Source organism: Phenylobacterium sp. (genome assembly GCF_046590535.1).
Lineage (GTDB): Bacteria > Pseudomonadota > Alphaproteobacteria > Caulobacterales > Caulobacteraceae > Phenylobacterium.
In genome coordinates this window covers 1-15,639 of record NZ_JBKJTG010000070.1, presented here as the reverse complement: position 1 = coordinate 15,639, position 15,639 = coordinate 1, and the positions used below count along the sequence as shown (strand labels likewise).

The 15,639-nt window shown below is 70.8% G+C and carries 18 protein-coding genes and 1 tRNA gene; 14 read left to right on the top strand and 5 right to left on the bottom strand.

The genetic code is table 11. The features are described 5' to 3' along the window. The 6 genes from ACLL81_RS04270 to ACLL81_RS04245 all read left to right on the top strand — a co-directional run. On the top strand, window positions 1-407 hold a 407-nt coding region (locus tag ACLL81_RS04270; protein WP_411287105.1), incomplete at its 5' end, for a VOC family protein. Next, window positions 407-1,453: an isoaspartyl peptidase/L-asparaginase family protein gene (locus ACLL81_RS04265; RefSeq protein ID WP_411287104.1), complete on the top strand. Its 1,047-nt coding sequence runs from the start codon at window positions 407-409 to the stop codon at window positions 1,451-1,453. The genes ACLL81_RS04270 and ACLL81_RS04265, both read left to right, overlap by 1 nt. Continuing rightward, window positions 1,453-2,586: a homogentisate 1,2-dioxygenase gene (locus ACLL81_RS04260; RefSeq protein ID WP_411287103.1), complete on the top strand. Its 1,134-nt coding sequence runs from the start codon at window positions 1,453-1,455 to the stop codon at window positions 2,584-2,586. Before ACLL81_RS04265 ends, ACLL81_RS04260 begins: the two co-directional genes overlap by 1 nt. Then, window positions 2,583-2,867, top strand: a complete 285-nt coding sequence (locus ACLL81_RS04255; protein ID WP_411287102.1) for a hypothetical protein — start codon at window positions 2,583-2,585, stop codon at window positions 2,865-2,867. Before ACLL81_RS04260 ends, ACLL81_RS04255 begins: the two co-directional genes overlap by 4 nt. Beyond that, window positions 2,867-3,871 (top strand): fumarylacetoacetate hydrolase family protein, encoded by a 1,005-nt coding sequence (locus tag ACLL81_RS04250; RefSeq protein WP_411287101.1) that lies wholly within the window; start codon window positions 2,867-2,869, stop codon window positions 3,869-3,871. The genes ACLL81_RS04255 and ACLL81_RS04250 overlap by 1 nt, the downstream gene beginning before the upstream one ends. Then, complete coding sequence (locus ACLL81_RS04245; RefSeq protein WP_411287100.1) at window positions 3,868-4,362, top strand: MarR family winged helix-turn-helix transcriptional regulator; 495 nt, start codon at window positions 3,868-3,870, stop codon at window positions 4,360-4,362. The genes ACLL81_RS04250 and ACLL81_RS04245 overlap by 4 nt, the downstream gene beginning before the upstream one ends. Before the next feature lie 6 nt (window positions 4,363-4,368). Here the strand turns inward: ACLL81_RS04245 and ACLL81_RS04240 are convergent, their stop codons facing one another. The 3 genes from ACLL81_RS04240 to ACLL81_RS04230 all read right to left on the bottom strand — a co-directional run bounded on the left by ACLL81_RS04240 (window position 4,369) and on the right by ACLL81_RS04230 (window position 7,067). Continuing rightward, complete coding sequence (locus ACLL81_RS04240; protein ID WP_411287099.1) at window positions 4,369-4,692, bottom strand: hypothetical protein; 324 nt, start codon at window positions 4,690-4,692, stop codon at window positions 4,369-4,371. A 168-nt stretch (window positions 4,693-4,860) separates the two neighbouring features. Continuing rightward, window positions 4,861-6,735, bottom strand: a complete 1,875-nt coding sequence (feoB, locus tag ACLL81_RS04235; RefSeq protein WP_411287098.1) for a ferrous iron transporter B — start codon at window positions 6,733-6,735, stop codon at window positions 4,861-4,863. Continuing rightward, entirely contained in the window at window positions 6,732-7,067 is a 336-nt protein-coding gene (locus ACLL81_RS04230) for a ferrous iron transport protein A (protein WP_411287097.1), read from the bottom strand. The genes feoB and ACLL81_RS04230 overlap by 4 nt, the downstream gene beginning before the upstream one ends. 155 nt (window positions 7,068-7,222) lie before the next feature. Between ACLL81_RS04230 and ACLL81_RS04225 the strand changes: the two genes are divergently transcribed. The 8 genes from ACLL81_RS04225 to ACLL81_RS04190 all read left to right on the top strand — a co-directional run bounded on the left by ACLL81_RS04225 (window position 7,223) and on the right by ACLL81_RS04190 (window position 13,968). Beyond that, window positions 7,223-7,307: transfer RNA gene (locus tag ACLL81_RS04225), tRNA-Leu, on the top strand. 56 nt (window positions 7,308-7,363) lie between these two features. Beyond that, window positions 7,364-8,257, top strand: a complete 894-nt coding sequence (locus tag ACLL81_RS04220) for an ROK family protein (protein ID WP_411287096.1) — start codon at window positions 7,364-7,366, stop codon at window positions 8,255-8,257. Continuing rightward, entirely contained in the window at window positions 8,248-9,420 is a 1,173-nt protein-coding gene (locus ACLL81_RS04215) for an AGE family epimerase/isomerase (protein WP_411287095.1), read from the top strand. The genes ACLL81_RS04220 and ACLL81_RS04215 overlap by 10 nt, the downstream gene beginning before the upstream one ends. A gap of 18 nt (window positions 9,421-9,438) precedes the next feature. After that, the gene (gene kynU, locus ACLL81_RS04210) at window positions 9,439-10,689 is read left to right on the top strand and encodes a kynureninase (protein ID WP_411287094.1); all 1,251 of its coding nucleotides are present in this window, start codon (window positions 9,439-9,441) and stop codon (window positions 10,687-10,689) included. Window positions 10,690-10,784: 95 nt separating this feature from the next. After that, window positions 10,785-11,720, top strand: coding sequence for a DMT family transporter (locus tag ACLL81_RS04205; RefSeq protein WP_411287093.1), 936 nt, complete (start codon window positions 10,785-10,787; stop codon window positions 11,718-11,720). A gap of 80 nt (window positions 11,721-11,800) precedes the next feature. Continuing rightward, window positions 11,801-12,367, top strand: coding sequence for a tetratricopeptide repeat protein (locus ACLL81_RS04200; RefSeq protein WP_411287092.1), 567 nt, complete (start codon window positions 11,801-11,803; stop codon window positions 12,365-12,367). A 146-nt stretch (window positions 12,368-12,513) separates the two neighbouring features. Beyond that, a complete protein-coding gene (locus tag ACLL81_RS04195) occupies window positions 12,514-12,864 on the top strand; it encodes a hypothetical protein (RefSeq protein ID WP_411287091.1) in 351 nt (116 codons plus the stop codon). 258 nt (window positions 12,865-13,122) lie between these two features. Next, window positions 13,123-13,968: a neutral zinc metallopeptidase gene (locus tag ACLL81_RS04190; protein WP_411287090.1), complete on the top strand. Its 846-nt coding sequence runs from the start codon at window positions 13,123-13,125 to the stop codon at window positions 13,966-13,968. Here ACLL81_RS04190 and ACLL81_RS04185 read toward each other — a convergent pair whose 3' ends face one another. Together ACLL81_RS04185 and ACLL81_RS04180 are read right to left on the bottom strand one after the other, a co-directional pair. Beyond that, window positions 13,969-14,670, bottom strand: coding sequence for an aspartate/glutamate racemase family protein (locus ACLL81_RS04185; protein WP_411287089.1), 702 nt, complete (start codon window positions 14,668-14,670; stop codon window positions 13,969-13,971). It lies immediately after the preceding gene. After that, window positions 14,670-15,639, bottom strand: a 970-nt coding sequence (locus tag ACLL81_RS04180) for a D-cysteine desulfhydrase (RefSeq protein WP_411287088.1), incomplete at its 5' end; no start/stop codon positions are given. The genes ACLL81_RS04180 and ACLL81_RS04185, both read right to left, overlap by 1 nt.

The window sequence follows — 15,639 nt, the reverse complement described above, 5'->3', positions numbered from 1 at the left end:
ACTCGCAGATCGAGGAATTCCTGAAGGACTACAAGGGCGAAGGCATCCAGCATATCGCGCTGGGCGTGGATGACATCTATGAGTCCGTGGAGACGATGCGCGACCGCGGCGTGAAGTTCCAGGACACCATCGACGCCTATTTCGACGGTACCGAGGCTCGCGTCCCTGGCCACGGCGAGGACGTGCAGCGGCTGCAGGCCGACAGAATCCTGATCGACGGCGCCCCCACCGAGGGCCAGGGCCTGCTCCTGCAGATCTTCACCGAGAACATGATTGGACCGATCTTCTTCGAGCTGATCCAGCGCAAGGGCAACGAGGGTTTCGGCGAAGGCAACTTCAAGGCCTTGTTCGAGTCCATCGAACTTGATCAGGTGCGCAGAGGGGTGTTGCCCGCGAAGGAGGGTTGATGCGTGCGTTTGCGATCGGTCTGGCGGTTGTGGTGATGGCGATGGGATCGGGCGCGGCGGCGAAGCCCAGGTGGGCGCTGGTGGTGCATGGGGGGTCTGGAGTCATCGAACGCAAGGACCTGACGCCGGAGCAGGACACGGCCTACCGCGCTTCCATCGGCAAGGCGGCGCAGGCGGGCGCCGCGGTGCTCGCCAAGGGCGGCGCGGCCCTGGACGCCATCGAGGCGGCCATTCACCTGCTGGAAGACGATCCGCTGTTCAACGCCGGGCGCGGCGCGGTGTTTACCGCCGACGGCCGCAACGAACTCGACAGCTCGATCATGGACGGCAAGACCCTGGCGGCGGGCGCGGTGGCCGGGGTCACCCGTACCCGCCACCCGATCTCGCTGGCCCGCGCGGTCATGGAGCACTCGCCCCACGTGATGCTCACCGGCCCCGGGGCGGACGCGTTCTCCCGCACGCAGGAGCTTGAGCAGGTCGATCCGTCATTCTTCTTCACCGAGCGCCGGTGGAAAGGCCTGGAGCGCGACCTGACGCGCATGGGCCTCCCGATCCCGCCCCGGCCCGCAGGCGCGCCCACGGCGCCACAGGCCCTGTCGCACCTGGTGCATGACGAGGGCCGCAAGCACGGCACGGTGGGCGTTGTGGCCATGGATACTCGCGGCGACGTGGCCGCTGGCGCCTCCACCGGGGGCACCACCGCCAAGCGCTGGGGCCGGGTGGGCGACAGCCCGATCATCGGCGCGGGGACCTACGCCTCCAACCGCTCCTGCGCCGTCTCCGGCACCGGCGCGGGTGAGTACTTCATCCGCCTGACCGTGGCCCGGGAGATCTGCGCCCTGGTCCAGCACAAGGGCATGACCCTGCAGGCCGCCGCCGACCAGGTGGTGCAGAAAGAGCTGACCGCCCTGGGCGGGGAGGGCGGCGTCATCGCCGTGGCTCCCGACGGTCAGATGGCCTGGAGCTACAACACCTCCGGCATGTACCGCGCGCGGATGGCCGAGGGCGTCCCGCTCTTGGTGGGCATCTACAAGGACGAGCCCTGATGGCCGGCCGCAACTGGATTCCGGTCCGCGGCGCGCAAGGGCGCCACTCCCGCCAGGCCCATGCCGACATGCCCGAAGGGACCTATGAGCGGGAGATTTCCAAGGAGGGCTTCTTCGGCCCGGCCGCCTTCCTGCATCACCCGCGCCCGCCCACCGGCTGGACCACCTTCGAGGGCCCGCTCCGGCCCCGGGCCTTCGACCTCAACGCGCTGAACGCCGCCGAGCCGTCGCCCTGGGCGGCGGGCGTCGTGCTGCACAATCCTGCTGTCGAGATCCGCTTCTGGAAGCTCAGCGAAGCCATGCCGGCCCTGGCCCGCAACGCCGACGGCGACCAGCTGCTGTTCGTCCACCAGGGCCAGGGCGACCTGTTCTGCGACTACGGCCGGCTGGCCTACCGGGCGGGCGACTATCTCTACCTGCCCCGGGGGACCATGTGGCGGCTGGCGCCGACTTCGCCCACCGCGGTCCTGATGATCCAGGCCACCAACAGCCACTTCGGCCTGCCCGACAAAGGCCTGCTGGGCGGCCACGCCCTGTTCGATCCGGCCATGCTGGAGACGCCGGCCATGGACGAGGCTTTCCGCACTCACCAGGCGCTGGAGGGGCCGGTTCGAGTGCAGATCAAGAAGCGCGGCGAGGTCTCCACCGTGACCTTCCCGTACAATCCGCTGGACGCTGTGGGCTGGCATGGCGACCTGGCGCCCGTGCGCCTCAACGTCGCCGACCTGCGGCCGGTCTCCAGCCACCGCTACCACCTGCCGCCCAGCGTCCACACCACCTTCGTCAGCGACCGGTTCGTGGTCTGCACCTTCGCGCCCCGGCCGTTCGAGACCGATCCCGGCGCCCTGAAGGTGCCGTTCTTCCACAACAACGACGATTTTGACGAAGTGCTGTTCTACCATGCCGGGGACTTCTTCAGCCGCGACCACATCGAGGCCGGGATGATGACGTTCCACCCCTCGGGCTTCACCCACGGACCCCACCCCAAGGCGCTGAAGAACATGCTGGCCCAGCCAAAGCCCGCCACCGACGAATACGCCGTGATGATCGACACCCGCGATCCCCTGGACGTGGGCGAGGCCGCGGCCACCGTCGAAAACCCGGCCTATGTCGACAGCTGGAAGGCGCCATGAGCTTCGAGGCCGACCTCGAAGCCGCCGCCCAGGACGAAATCGAACGCGCCTGCACCCTGGGCTGGCGCCAACTGGCCGAACACACGCCATGGGGCGACACCTTCGAAGGTTTCACCCCCTCCGGCCGCGCGGTCTGTTTCGAACGCAGTTACCTTTGGGATGGTGAGCCCGGCAGCGACATCCGTGTCGAGGTCACCGTCTTCGAACCGCAGGCCTATGAGCAGGGCGTGCTGCAGACGCGCACCATCGCGCGCGAACCTTTCGACCTGAGGAGTCTCTGATGAAGCTGGCGTCGTTGAAGGGCGGCCGCGATGGGCGGCTGGTGGTGGTCTCCAACGACCTGGCCTGGTTCACCCCGGCCGACGCCATCGCGCCAACCCTGCAGGCGGCGCTGGACGACTGGGCCAATCTGGAGGGCGACCTGCGGGGCCTGGCCGAGAGCCTGGAGCACGGCGCCGTCCCCCGCGAGCGCTTCCACGAGCATGACGCAGCCAGCCCCTTGCCCCGCGCCTATCAGTGGGCGGATGGATCGGCCTATGTGAACCACGTGGCCCTGGTCCGGCAGGCCCGCGGCGCGGAGATGCCGGAGACCTTCTGGACTGACCCTTTGATGTACCAGGGTGGCTCCGACGGGTTCCTCGGGCCCCGCGACCCCATCGGCCTCGCCGACGAGGCCTGGGGCCTGGACATGGAGGGCGAGATCGCGGTGATCACCGGCGACGTGCCCCTGGGCGCCGGCCGCGACGAGGCCCTGGCCGCCATCCGGTTGGTCCTGCTGTGCAACGACGTGTCCCTGCGCAACCTGATCCCCGGCGAACTGGCTAAGAACTTCGGCTTCTTCCAGTCCAAGCCCGCCTCGGCCTTCTCCCCCGTGGCGGTCACCCCCGACGCCCTGGCGGGCTGGCGCGACGGCAAGCTGCACGGCGCCCTGGAGGTCGAGCTGAACGGCCAGCCCCTGGGCTGCGCTGACGCCGGCGTCGACATGACCTTCGACTTCGGGACCCTGGTGGCCCACGCCGCCAAGACCCGCGCCCTCGGCGCCGGGACCATCATCGGCTCGGGCACCGTCTCCAACCGCAGCCAGGACGGCGGCGCGGGCAAGAAAGTGACTGACGGCGGCGTCGGCTACTCCTGCCTGGCGGAGCTGCGCACCATCGAGACCCTTGCGGGCGGGGCGCCTAAGACCCCGTTCCTTCGGCCCGGCGACGTGGTCCGCATCGAGATGCGCGACGCCCGCCGCCACAGCCTGTTCGGCGCCATCGAACAGGAGGTCGCCGCCGTATGAGCCGCGTCCCGGCGGCGGGGGGCCTGCGGCTCGACGCCTACCTGCCCTATCGCCTGTCGGTGGCGTCCAACGCGGTGTCGGGCCTGATCGCGCGCGCCTATCAGGACCGCTTCGGCCTGCCGATCCCGCAGTGGCGGCTGCTCTGCGTGCTGGCCGAGGACGGCGGCTTGACTCAGGGCCAGATCGTGGCCCGCACGGTGATGGACAAGGTGACGGTGAGCCGCGCAGCCCATGAGTTGCTCAAGCGTGGGTTGGCGGCGCGCGCCGAGCACCAGGCCGACGGCCGCTCGCACGTGTTGTCGCTGACGCCTGAGGGCGCCCGGCTGCACGCCGAGATCGCCCCCCTCGCCCTGGCCTACGAGGCGGCCCTGATCGCCGGCCTCGCGCCGGAGGAGGTGACGCTGCTAAAGCGGCTCCTTGCCCGGCTGCAGACGGCCGCCGGCCAGCTGGCCGGGGACGCCGACGGCCCGCCAGTCGGGCTAGTGGAGTAGCTCGGGCTAGTGGAGTAGGGCGGGCTCCGGGCGCACGCCCCAGCGATGCGAGCCCTCGCCGAACGGCAGGTGGAAGCCGTAGGCCGCCCGCCTGCGCTCGTCGCGCCAGTTCTCCTCGAAGGAGAGGATCAGAGCGCTCTGCAGATCCTCGGGGATCTGGCGCACATCGTGGCCGAGGTGGCGGGCCACCTGTTCGATCACCAGTGCCCGGTGCGCTTCGCCGCCGAGCAACAGGAGAGCCTCACGAACGCGTTTGGCGAGGGTTTGAGTCCCCCGCTTCGGCTTTTTGCCGGTGGCGGCGTCGAGGGCGTTTTCGAGCATCTTCTGCATGACACGGGCACCTTGCCAGCAATGCGTTTGACGGGCCGTTAAACGTTAGGGCGAACCAGTGGTTAATTTGCAGCCGGGAGTTGCCGCGCTGTCAACCCCCGCCATTGCCACAGGGGCTGCCGAGAAAGCCCATATTTCCGTCACTTAGGGCCGCCTGGAGCTCGGCGCTCAACCCCCGCCCATGGCCACGGAGGTGCGGTAGACGATGAACGACGCCAGGTAGGCCAGGGCGGTCATGTAGACGAACATGACGATCGGCCAGCGCCAGGAGTTGGTCTCCCGCTTCACCACCGCCAGGGTCGAGGCGCACTGCGGGGCGAACACATACCAGGCCAGGAACGACAGGCCGGTGGCCAGCGACCAGTGGTTCGCCAGCGAGGTGGCCAGGGCGCCCACGTGGGCCTCAGCGTCGCCGATGGCGTAGACGGTGCCCAGCGCCGCCACCGCCACTTCGCGGGCCGCGAAGCCCGGGATCAGGGCCACGGTCATCTGCCAGTTGAACCCGATGGGAGCCAGCGCCGGGCCGATCAGGTGGCCGAGCTGGCCGGCGAAGCTGTACTCAATGGGCTGGCCGGTGGCGCCGGGGGGCGGGTAGGGGAAGGTCGCCAGGAACCACACCACGATCATCAGCGGCAGGATGATCCGCCCGGCCCGCATGACGAAGATCTGCGCCCGCTGGAAGAGGTTGCGCGCCACGTTCTCCACAGACGGCAGCTTGTAGGTCGGCAACTCCATCAGGAACGGCTCCACCGCGCCGCGCCAGAACAGGCGCCGGGTCAGGAACGAGACCCCCAGCGCGCTGGCGATCCCCGCCACATAGAGCCCGAACATCACCAGCCCCTGCAGGCTAAGGACCCCCGCCACCGAGCGGTTCGGGATGAAGGCCGAGATGATCAGGGTGTAGACCGGGATTCTGGCTGAGCAGGTCATCAGCGGCGCCACCAGGATGGTGGTCAGCCGGTCGCGTTTGTTGTCGATCACCCGGGTGGCCATGATCCCCGGGATGGCGCAGGCGAAGGACGAGAGCAGCGGGATGAACGCGCGCCCGTGCAGCCCGGCGCCGCCCATGATCCGGTCCATCAGGAACGCCGCGCGGGCCATGTAGCCGAAGTCCTCCAGCAGCAGGATGAAGAAGAACAGGATCAGAATCTGCGGCAGGAACACCAGCACGCTGCCAACCCCTGAGATCAGCCCGTCGGTGAGGAAGCTGGCCAGCAGGCCGTCGGGCAGGGCCCGGCCGACCAGGGCGGCCAGCGCCTGGAAGCCCGCATCAATGGCCTCCTGCGCCGGGGCGGCCCAGGTGAACACCCCCTGAAACATCAGGAAGAGCACGGTGAGCAGGATGCCCAGCCCGGCCACCGGATGCAGCAGCACCGCGTCGACGCGGCCGGTCATGGTGTCGGGCCGCTCCGCCGGGCGCACATGGGCCTTGAGGATGCGGTGCGCCTCGCGGTGGGCGTCGCGGATCTCGGCCGCGCTGGGCTCGTGCCACTGGCTCTCGGTGGACAGCGCGCCCGATGCGATCAGCCCGTCGACCCTGGCCACCAGGTCGTCGATGCCGCGCTTGCGGGTGGCCACGGTGGTGACGATGGGACAGCCCAGTTCCCGGGCCAGGCCCTCCAGGTCGATCCGCAGGCCCTGGCGCTGGGCGATGTCGTACATGTTGAGCGCCAGCACCATCGGGCGGCCCACCGCCTTCAGCTCAAGGATCAGCCTGAGCACCAGGCGCAGGTTGGTGGCGTCGGCCACGCAGACCAGCACGTCGGGCGCGTCTTCCCCATCCAGCCGACCCAGCACCGCGTCGCGGGTCACCGCCTCGTCCGGGCTGCGGGCGCGCAGGGAATAGGTGCCGGGCAGGTCAATGATCGACAGGGACCGGCCGTCGGCGGTGGTCAGGTGGCCTTCCTTCTTCTCCACCGTGACGCCGGCGTAGTTGGCCACCTTCTGGCGGCTGCCGGTCAGGGCGTTGAAGAGCGCGGTCTTGCCGGAATTGGGATTGCCGACCAGCGCCACACGGGCGGGCCGCAGCACGGCGTCGGTCATCCGGGCGCCGGGTCGAGCCGCAGCCAGACATCCTCGGCGTCGCGGCGGCGCAGCGCCACGCGCATGTCGTCCAACCGCACCGCGATCGGGTCGCGGCGGATCGCGCCTTCGTGCAGCACCTCGATGGCGGCGCCCTCCACGAAGCCGAACTCCAGCAGGCGGCGTTCCAGTTCGCCCGCGGCCACCCCGTGCTCGCCGCCGTGGCTGCCGGCGCTGACCTCGGTGATGATCCCCTTCTGTCCCGGCCGCGCCAGGCTCAGGCGCACCACCCGGCCGTCCGCCGACGGGGCGGCGGTCGGGGCGCTCAGGGTTTCGGCGAAGCTGTCGGGCATAGGCGCCTTGGGATCCTTGGAGACCTGGGTTCTTGCGAACGATTATCATTTACGGCCTCGGGCGCGGCAACGCAAGGCTTCGCATGGGCCGCCCGCGCGAACTGGAAATCCGCCGGGACGCCTGCTAGACGGGCCCCTGTCGTCCCATGGGCGCCGCGGGCGTGGTGGAACTGGTAGACGCGCCGGACTCAAAATCCGGTTCCGAAAGGAGTGTCGGTTCGAGCCCGACCGCCCGCACCATTGGCGCGCCCGAGGCGGATCACGCGACGGTCGCGGACCACCCGCTTGAGGAGCGCATGATCAAGGTCGGGGTGGATTTCGGCGGCGCCAAGATCGAGGCCGCCGCGCTGGACCCGGCCGGCGCCTTCCTGGCCCGGGTCAGGGCGCCCAACCCGGGAACCTATGATGCGGCGATCCGGACGGTCTGCGATCTGGTGACCAAGGCGGAGGCCGAGGCCGGCGGTCGCGGCACGATCGGCGTGGGCGCGCCGGGCTCGGTGTCGCCTCGCTCCGGGGTCATCCGCAACGCCAATTCGGTGTGGCTGAACGGCCGCGCCTTCCGCCAGGACCTGGAGGCCGCCCTGGCGCGGCCGGTGCGCCTGGCCAACGACGCCAACTGCCTGGCGCTCTCTGAAGCCCTCGACGGCGCGGCGGCCGGGGCCTCGGTGGTGTTCGCCGTGATCCTCGGCAGCGGCTGCGGCGGCGCCCTGGTGGTGGATGGCCGGCTGGTGGAGGGCGCCAACGGGATCGGCGGGGAGTGGGGCCACACGCCGCTGCCCTGGGCGCGAGCGGACGAAACCCCGGGGCCTGCGTGCTGGTGCGGCCGTCGCGGCTGCCTGGAGACCTGGATTTCCGGGGCCGGCTTTCGCGCTGACCACCTGGCCCACACCGGCGCCGAGCGTTCCGGGCAGGAGATCGTCGCCGCGGCCCGCGCAGGCGAGCCTGAAGCCAGCGCCGCGCTGGACCGCTATATCGACCGGCTGGCCCGTGGCCTGGCGATGATCTGCGACATCGTCGATCCTGAGGTCCTGGTGTTCGGAGGCGGCATGTCCAACGTGGCGGAACTCTACGAGCGGCTGCCCGCCGCCATCGCGCCCCACGTGTTCGCCGACACCTGGACCGCACGGCTGGAGCCGGCCCGCTGGGGCGATTCCTCCGGGGTTCGCGGCGCGGCGCGGCTATGGCCCTAGCCCCGATGGAGGCCGATCCCCGCGCCCAGGCGCAGGCGGCCTGCGCGCGGCTGAAGGCCTGGCTGAACGGCGCCGCCTATCCGCTCTGGGCCGAGGTCGGCTTCGATCCGGCCACCGGCCGCTTTCGCGACAAGATCGGCCAGGACGCAGCGCCGCTTGACCTGCCCAGCCGCGGGCGGGTCCCACCGCGACAGATCTACGCCTTTGCGGCCGCGCCGGCGCTGGGCTGGGATGGCGACGCCGCAGGCGTCGTGCGCCAGGGCCTGCGGGGCTACCTGCGCGACCATCTGCGGTCCGACGGCCTCGCGCGTCCGATCGGGGACGCGGGTCGCGACGATGGCGCCGTCGAGCTCTATGACCAGGCCTTCGCCCTGTTCGGGCTGGCGGCGGCGCACCCCTGGATCGACGGCGGGCTGGAACGCGAGGCCATCGCCCTGCGGTTGGCGGTGCGCGCCCGGCTCAGCCATTCGGCCGCGGGGTTCAATCCGAGTTGGCCGCCGCGGACGCCGCTGGAGTCCAATCCCCAGATGCACCTGCTCGAGGCCTGCCTGGCCTGGACCGAGCTGAGCCCCGAGCCAGGGTGGCCGGCCATGGCGCAGCAGATCGTCGACCTCGCCACCTCGCGGTTCATCGATCCGCGGACGGGCGCCCTGCGCGAGTTCTTCGCCGCCGACTGGTCGCCCGCTCCGGGGATCGCCGGGCGGATCGTCGAGCCGGGGCATCAGTTCGAATGGGCCTGGTTGCTGTTGCGCTGGAGCGGCCGCGCGGGCGCGGCGGACCTTCGCCCGGTTGCGCTGCGGTTGATCGAGCTGGCCGAAGCCCACGGCGTCGATCAGGATCGCGGCGTCGCCCTTGACGCCCTGCTGGACGACTTTAGCCCGCACCTGAACAGCGCCCGGCTCTGGCCGCAGACCGAGCGGCTGAAGGCGGTCAGCCTCGCGGCCGAGGTGACCGGCGATCCGAAATACTGGGCTATGGCCGTGCGGGCGGCGCAGGCCGTGGACCGCTACCTGCAGACCCCGCTACCCGGCCTCTGGTACGAACGCATGACCGCAGCCGGCGCCTTCATCGACGAGCCCGCGCCGGCCAGTTCGCTCTATCATATCGTGCTCGCCATCGACGTGCTGGACCGTTGCCTCCAGCGAACCCGCCCGGCCGGCTAACGGCGCCCGAGACCTGCCATGACCTGCCTCACCCGCCTCACCCGCGCCGACTGCAACGACCTCGACCAAGCCGACCCGCTGGCCGCCCGCCGCGACGCCTTCGCCCTGCCGGAAGGGGTGATCTACCTGGACGGCCACTCCCTGGGGCCGATGCCCCGGGCGGCGCTGGACCGGTTGCACCAGGCGGCCTCAGTGGAATGGGCGCGCCACTTGATCGGCAGCTGGAATTCCGCCGGCTGGTTCCAGGCGCCCCACCGCCTGGGCGCCCGGCTGGCCCCGCTGATCGGGGCGGCGGACGACGAGGTGGTGGTCACCGACAGCACCGCCATCAACCTCTTCAAGGTCTCCGCCGCCGCCCTGGCCCTGCGCCCCGAGCGCCGGGTGGTGGTCATGGACGGCAGCGACTTTCCCACCAACACCTATGTGATCCAGGGGCTCACCGCCCTCATGGGTCGCGGCTACCAGATCCGCTTCGCCGAGCATCCGAACATCGCCGAGGCGCTGGACGAGACCGTGGCCGCAACCATCCTCAACCAGGCCCACTACCGCACCGCCCGGCTGCTCGACATGGCGGCGATCACCGCGCGCGCCCACGCGGTCGGCGCGCTGGCCGTCTGGGACCTGTGCCACAGCGCCGGGGTGGCGCCCGTGGACCTGAACGGCGCCGGGGCCGACTTCGCCGTTGGCTGCACCTACAAATACCTGAACGGCGGGCCGGGCAGTCCGGCCTTCATCTTCGCCGCCCGCCGTCACCACGGGATTGCCGCCCAGCCGCTGACCGGCTGGTGGGGCCACGCCGAGCCGTTCGCCTTCGACCGGGATTACCGCCCCGCGGCCGGCATCGGCCAGATGCTCACCGGCACCCAGCCGATCCTCAGCCTGGCGGCCACGGAGGCCGGCCTCGACCTCGCCGCGGACGTGGACATCGGCCAGATGCGTGCCAAGTGCCTGTCCCTGGGCGATCTCCTGGTCCGCCTGATTGAGGAACGCTGCCCCGACGCGGGTTTCACCCTGATCAGCCCGCGTGACGGCGCCCAGCGCGGCGGCCACGTGGCTTTCGACCATCGCGACGGCTATCCGATCATGCGCGCCCTGATCGACCGCGGCGTGATCGGCGACTTCCGGGCGCCGCAGACCCTGCGCTTCGGCCTGGCGCCGCTCTACGTCCGCCACGTGGACATCTGGGACGCCGTCGACATCCTGGCCCAGGTGATGCGTGAGGAGACCTGGCGCGCGCCGCAGTTCAGCCAGCGCGACGCGGTGACCTGAGGGGGTGGCCGCGCATTCTGGCGGCAGGGCCATCGCCCGTCTCGACGGCGACGCGCCCGGTTGACGCTGACGACCCCGGCCCGCAAACCCCGGCGGTGACTCCGCCCGCCACGCCCGTCCTTGACGACCGCCAGCAGATCGCGCGGGGCATCGCCTACCGCGTGCTGGCCATGGCCTTCCTGGCGTGCCTCTCGGCCGCGGTGAAGTGGTGCGGCTCGCGCGGCGTCCCGCTGTTCGAGATCATCTTCTTCCGCAACGCCTTCGCCTTCCTGCCGCTGGGCCTCTACATCTGGCGCACCACCGGGTTCGAGGTGCTGAAGACGCGCCGCCCGGTCGGCCACCTGGTCCGCTCGGCCGTGGGGCTGACCGGCATGGTCTGCGGGTTCGCCGCCCTGCAGCGGCTGCCGCTCACCGAGGCCACCGCCCTGCAGTTCGCCTCGCCGCTGTTCATGACCGCGCTCTCCGCCCTGATCCTGCACGAGGCGGTGGGCCGCCACCGGTGGGCCGCGGTGGTGGTGGGGTTCGTGGGCGTCCTGATCATGGCTCGGCCCAGCCCCGGCCACATGAACGTGGAGGGCGTCAGCCTGGCCCTGCTCAGCGCGCTGGGCGCCGCCGGGGCCATGGTGGCCATCCGCCAGATCTCCGCCACGGAGCGCGGCCCGACCATCGTTTTCTACTTCACGCTCGCCGGGACCTTGCTGGGGGCGGTGGGCACGGCCTTCCACTGGGTGACCCCCGACCCGCTGACCCTGGCCATGCTGGTGGCCTGCGGGCTGTTTGGCGGCGTGGGCCAGCTCTTCCTCACCGAGGCCCTGCGCGTGGCGCCGGTGGGGGTGGTGGCCCCCTTCGACTACACCCAGCTGATCTGGGCCGCGGCGCTCAGCCTGCTGATCTGGGGGGAGCTGCCCCACCCCATGACCCTGGTGGGCGCCGTGGTGGTGGCGGCCAGCGGCGGCTACATCCTGCACCGCGAAATCCGCCGCTACCGGCGCGCCACCCAGATCTCGCTCACCTCCAGCGTTGACAGCTAGGCCCTGCGGCGCGAGCCTGCGGGATAACGCCGGTCCGCGGCGGAGCCTCTGTCGCGGTCCGCCGTCCGATGGAGCGAACGATGTCCAAGGGACTCCTGGGAGGCCTGGGCGCGGCGGCGGTCGGCGCCATGATCATGAGCGCAGGCCAGGCTGAGGCCGCCATTACGGTGCTGGGCGGGGGCATGGCGCAGGCCTGCTCCAATGCCGCCATCGCCGGCCATTCCGACGTCCGCTTCGAGAAGCTCTGCACCCAGGCGCTGGAGACCGAGAACCTGAACCTGCGCGACCGCGCCGGCACCTACATCAACCGCGGCGTGCTCAAGCTGCGCCGAGCCCAGTGGGACAACGCCCGCGGCGACTTCGACCGCGCGGTGAGGATCAAGCCGGACCTGGGCGAGGCCTATGTGAACCGCGGCGCGGCGGCGATCGGCTCCGGCCGCTTCGCCGACAGCCTGCCGGACATCAACAAGGCCCTGGAGCTGGGGCTGGAAGAGCCGGAGAAGGCCTACTTCAACCGGGCGCTGGCCAACGAGGGCCTCGACAACATGAAGCAGGCCTATTTTGACTACCAGAAGGCCCTCGAACTCAGCCCCGATTGGGCCGAACCCAAGAAGCAACTCACCCGGTTCACCGTCACCCGGCGCTAGAGCGTGACAGCCGAAAGTGGATACCGGTTTCGGCGCCCGTCACGCTCCAAGCTTTTGAAGATAGACCCGTTTTCTCCGGTTCAAGTGACTTCACTTGAACCGGAAAGGGTCTAGCCATTGGTGCGCGCGCTTCCCATCTAGGGAGCATGCGCGCCCTGATCCTCGCCCTGGCCGTCCTTGCGCCCGCCCTCCCGGCGGTGGCGCAGGACGCCTTCGCCCGGCAGCACATGCAGAACGAACTCCTCGCCCAGCAGCAGATGCTCCAGCAGCGCTCCGTGGCCCAGTCCAATGAGCTGATGGCCCTGGAGGCCAGGCTGCGCACCGAGCAGTCGCTCACCGACCTGATCATCCAGCGCCAGACGCCCAGGCTTCCCGGCCTGGAGGTTCCCCGTCCGCCCCCCGTGGCCTTCGACACCTCCAGCCTCCCGACCATCCCCGACGACCGCCTCGCCGCCTCCAACGCCGCCGTGCGCGAGGCGTCTGAAAACAGGCGCTAGGCCCAATGGCGATTAGGCCTGCGCGGCGGCCCGCCCCCTCCGTCTCCCCGCTGCGCGGCGATCCACCTCCCCCGCGTCGCTGCGCTCGCAGGGGAGGAGCGGCCCGCTCCTCACCCGTGAAACGGGGGAGGGGGACCGCGAAGCGGTGGAGGGGGCGCGCCGCTGCGCCAACTCAGCCGTCGCCCGCTCCAGCTTCGCTATGGAGCGCTCCGGCCTCTCGCGGCGTTAAGGCCTCGACGTGAACTGGAGAGGCTGAGCATGCGCTGGACAGGCGGACGGGGTGGCGGAAACATCGAAGACCGCCGCGGCATGGGCGCGGGCGCCATCGGCGGCGTCGGGGCCGGCGGCATCGTCCTGGCGCTGATCGGCTATTTCGTCTTCGGCATCGACCCTTCCACCACCATGAGCGTGGTCGGCGGTGCGCCCGTCGAGCAGCAGGAAGGCGTCCGTGGCGGACCGGCCGACGAGGCCGGGCGCTTCGTCGACGTGGTCTCCGGCTCGGTGGACGCGGTGTGGACCCAGGAGTTCGCCAAGTCCGGCCAGACCTACCGCCCGCCCGCCGCCATCGTGCTCTACGACCAGGCCACCGGCACCGGCTGCGGCACGGGCCAGGCGGCCATGGGCCCGTTCTATTGCCCCACCGACAGCAAGGTCTATCTCGACCTCACCTTCTGGCAGGAGCTGGAGACCAAGTTCGGGGCCGGCGGCGAGGCGGCAAGGGCCTATGTGATCGCCCATGAGATCGGCCATCACGTGCAGACGCTGACCGGCGCCAGCGAGAGTTCCCGCCGCCAGGGCGCCCGCGGGGCCGACAGCGGCGCGGTGCGGCTGGAGCTGCAGGCCGACTGCTACGCGGGCGTCTGGGTGGCCCATGCGCCGGCGGTCTCCGGCGGCCAGGTATCGCTGGACCCCAAGGACATCGAGGACGGCCTGCGCGCCGCCGCCGCGGTGGGCGACGACACCATCCAGCGCAAGACCCAGGGCCGGGTCGCCCCCGACAGCTTCACCCACGGCTCGGCGGAGCAGCGCATGCGTTGGTTCCGCACCGGCGTGCAATCCGGCGACCCCGCCGCCTGCGACACCTTCAGGGCTCCGAGGCTGTAGCTAGCCCGGCATCGCCGGCAGGGGCTCCAGGCCCAGGCACACCGCCACGCAGCGCCGCGCCAAGAGCTCGCCTGGGTCGATGAAGTCCAGCTTCCGGGCGTCGGGGTCCAGCACCAGCGGGACCTCGGTGCAGCCGGCGATCAGCGCCTCGGCCCCGTCGGCGGCCAGGTCGTCGGCAAAGCCCTGCATCTCGCGCTGCACGTCGCGGCCAACCTCGCCGGCCTTGATCCGGTAGAGCGTCGCCATGAACGCCTCCTGCCGGATCGGCGTCAGCATCACCAGACCCATCGCCTGGGCAGCCAGATACTCGCGATAGAGCCGGATGCCGCCCTTGGTGCCCAGCACCCCCACCCTGAGCGCGCCGGTCTCCCGCGCCGCCCGGGCGCCGGTCTCGATCATGTCCACCAGGGGCAGGCCCGAGGCCCGCTGGATCAGGTCGGCGTGGGCGTGGGCGGTGTTGCAGGCGATGGCCAGCACATCGGCCCCGGCGCCCGCCAGGGCCCCGGCCATCTCGGCCAGCACCGGCCCGGCGTCGGCGCTGGAGGCGTTGCGGTCCGGCACCTTGGGATTGATGTCCACCAGCACCCGCAGGTGGTCCTGGTCGGTCTGCGCCGGGGTGAACTGCTGCAGCTTGGTGAGAAAATCCAGCGTCGCCGCCGGCCCCATGCCGCCCAGCACGCCCAGGGTGAGGCTGGTGTCCATCAGAGCTTGCCCTCCAGCTCCGCCTGGTAGCCGGAAAGCCCCTGCGCCCCGCCGGTGTGCAGGAAGACCACCGTCTCGCCGGCGAACCGCCCTGCCTTGGAAAGCGCGATCAGCCCCTTCATCGCCTTACCCGTATAGACCGGGTCGAGTAGCAGGGCGTCGGTGCGCGCCGCCAGCTTCAGGGCCTCGATCACCGCGTCGTCAATCAGGCCATAACCCGCGCCCACATAGTCGCAGTCGGCCACGACCATCTCTCGGGTGACCCGGTCGCGATGGCCCAGCAGCTCGGCGGTGTCCTGCGCCAGCTTGAACACATTGGCCTCCTGCACGTCCCTGGGCGCCCGCACGCCGATCCCCAGCACGGGAATATCCGCGCCCATCACCGCCAGGCCGGCCACCAGGCCAGCGTGGGTGCCGGCGCTGCCGGTGGCGGTGACGATGCGGTCGATCTCCAGGCCCATGGCGTTGGCGTCAGCGACGATCTCGAAGGCGCACTCCACATAGCCCAGGGCGCCGATGGTGTTGGAGCCCCCGCCGGGGATGACATAGGGCTTGCCGCCCCGGGCGCGGACCTCGTCGGCGGTCTTCGCCAGCTCGGCGTTCATGTCGGTCCCGCCGGGCACGCGGCGCACCTTGGCGCCCAGCAGCTCGTCAAGCTGGACATTGCCCGATCGCGTATAGTCCACCGCCTTCGATCCCGTGCGTTCCTCCAGGATCACCTCGCAGGCCAGGCCGAACCGGGCGGCCACGGCGGCGGTCTGGCGCACATGGTTGGACTGCACGGCGCCCTGGGTCACCAGGGTGTCGGCGTCCTCGGCGAACGCCTCGCCCAGCAGGTATTCCAGCTTGCGGGTCTTGTTGCCGCCCCCGGCCAGCCCCGTGCAGTCGTCGCGCTTGACCCAAAGCTCCGGGCCGTCGCCGCCGGCGTTCAGCGCCGCGGTCAACCGGGGCAGAGGCTCCAGCGGCGTC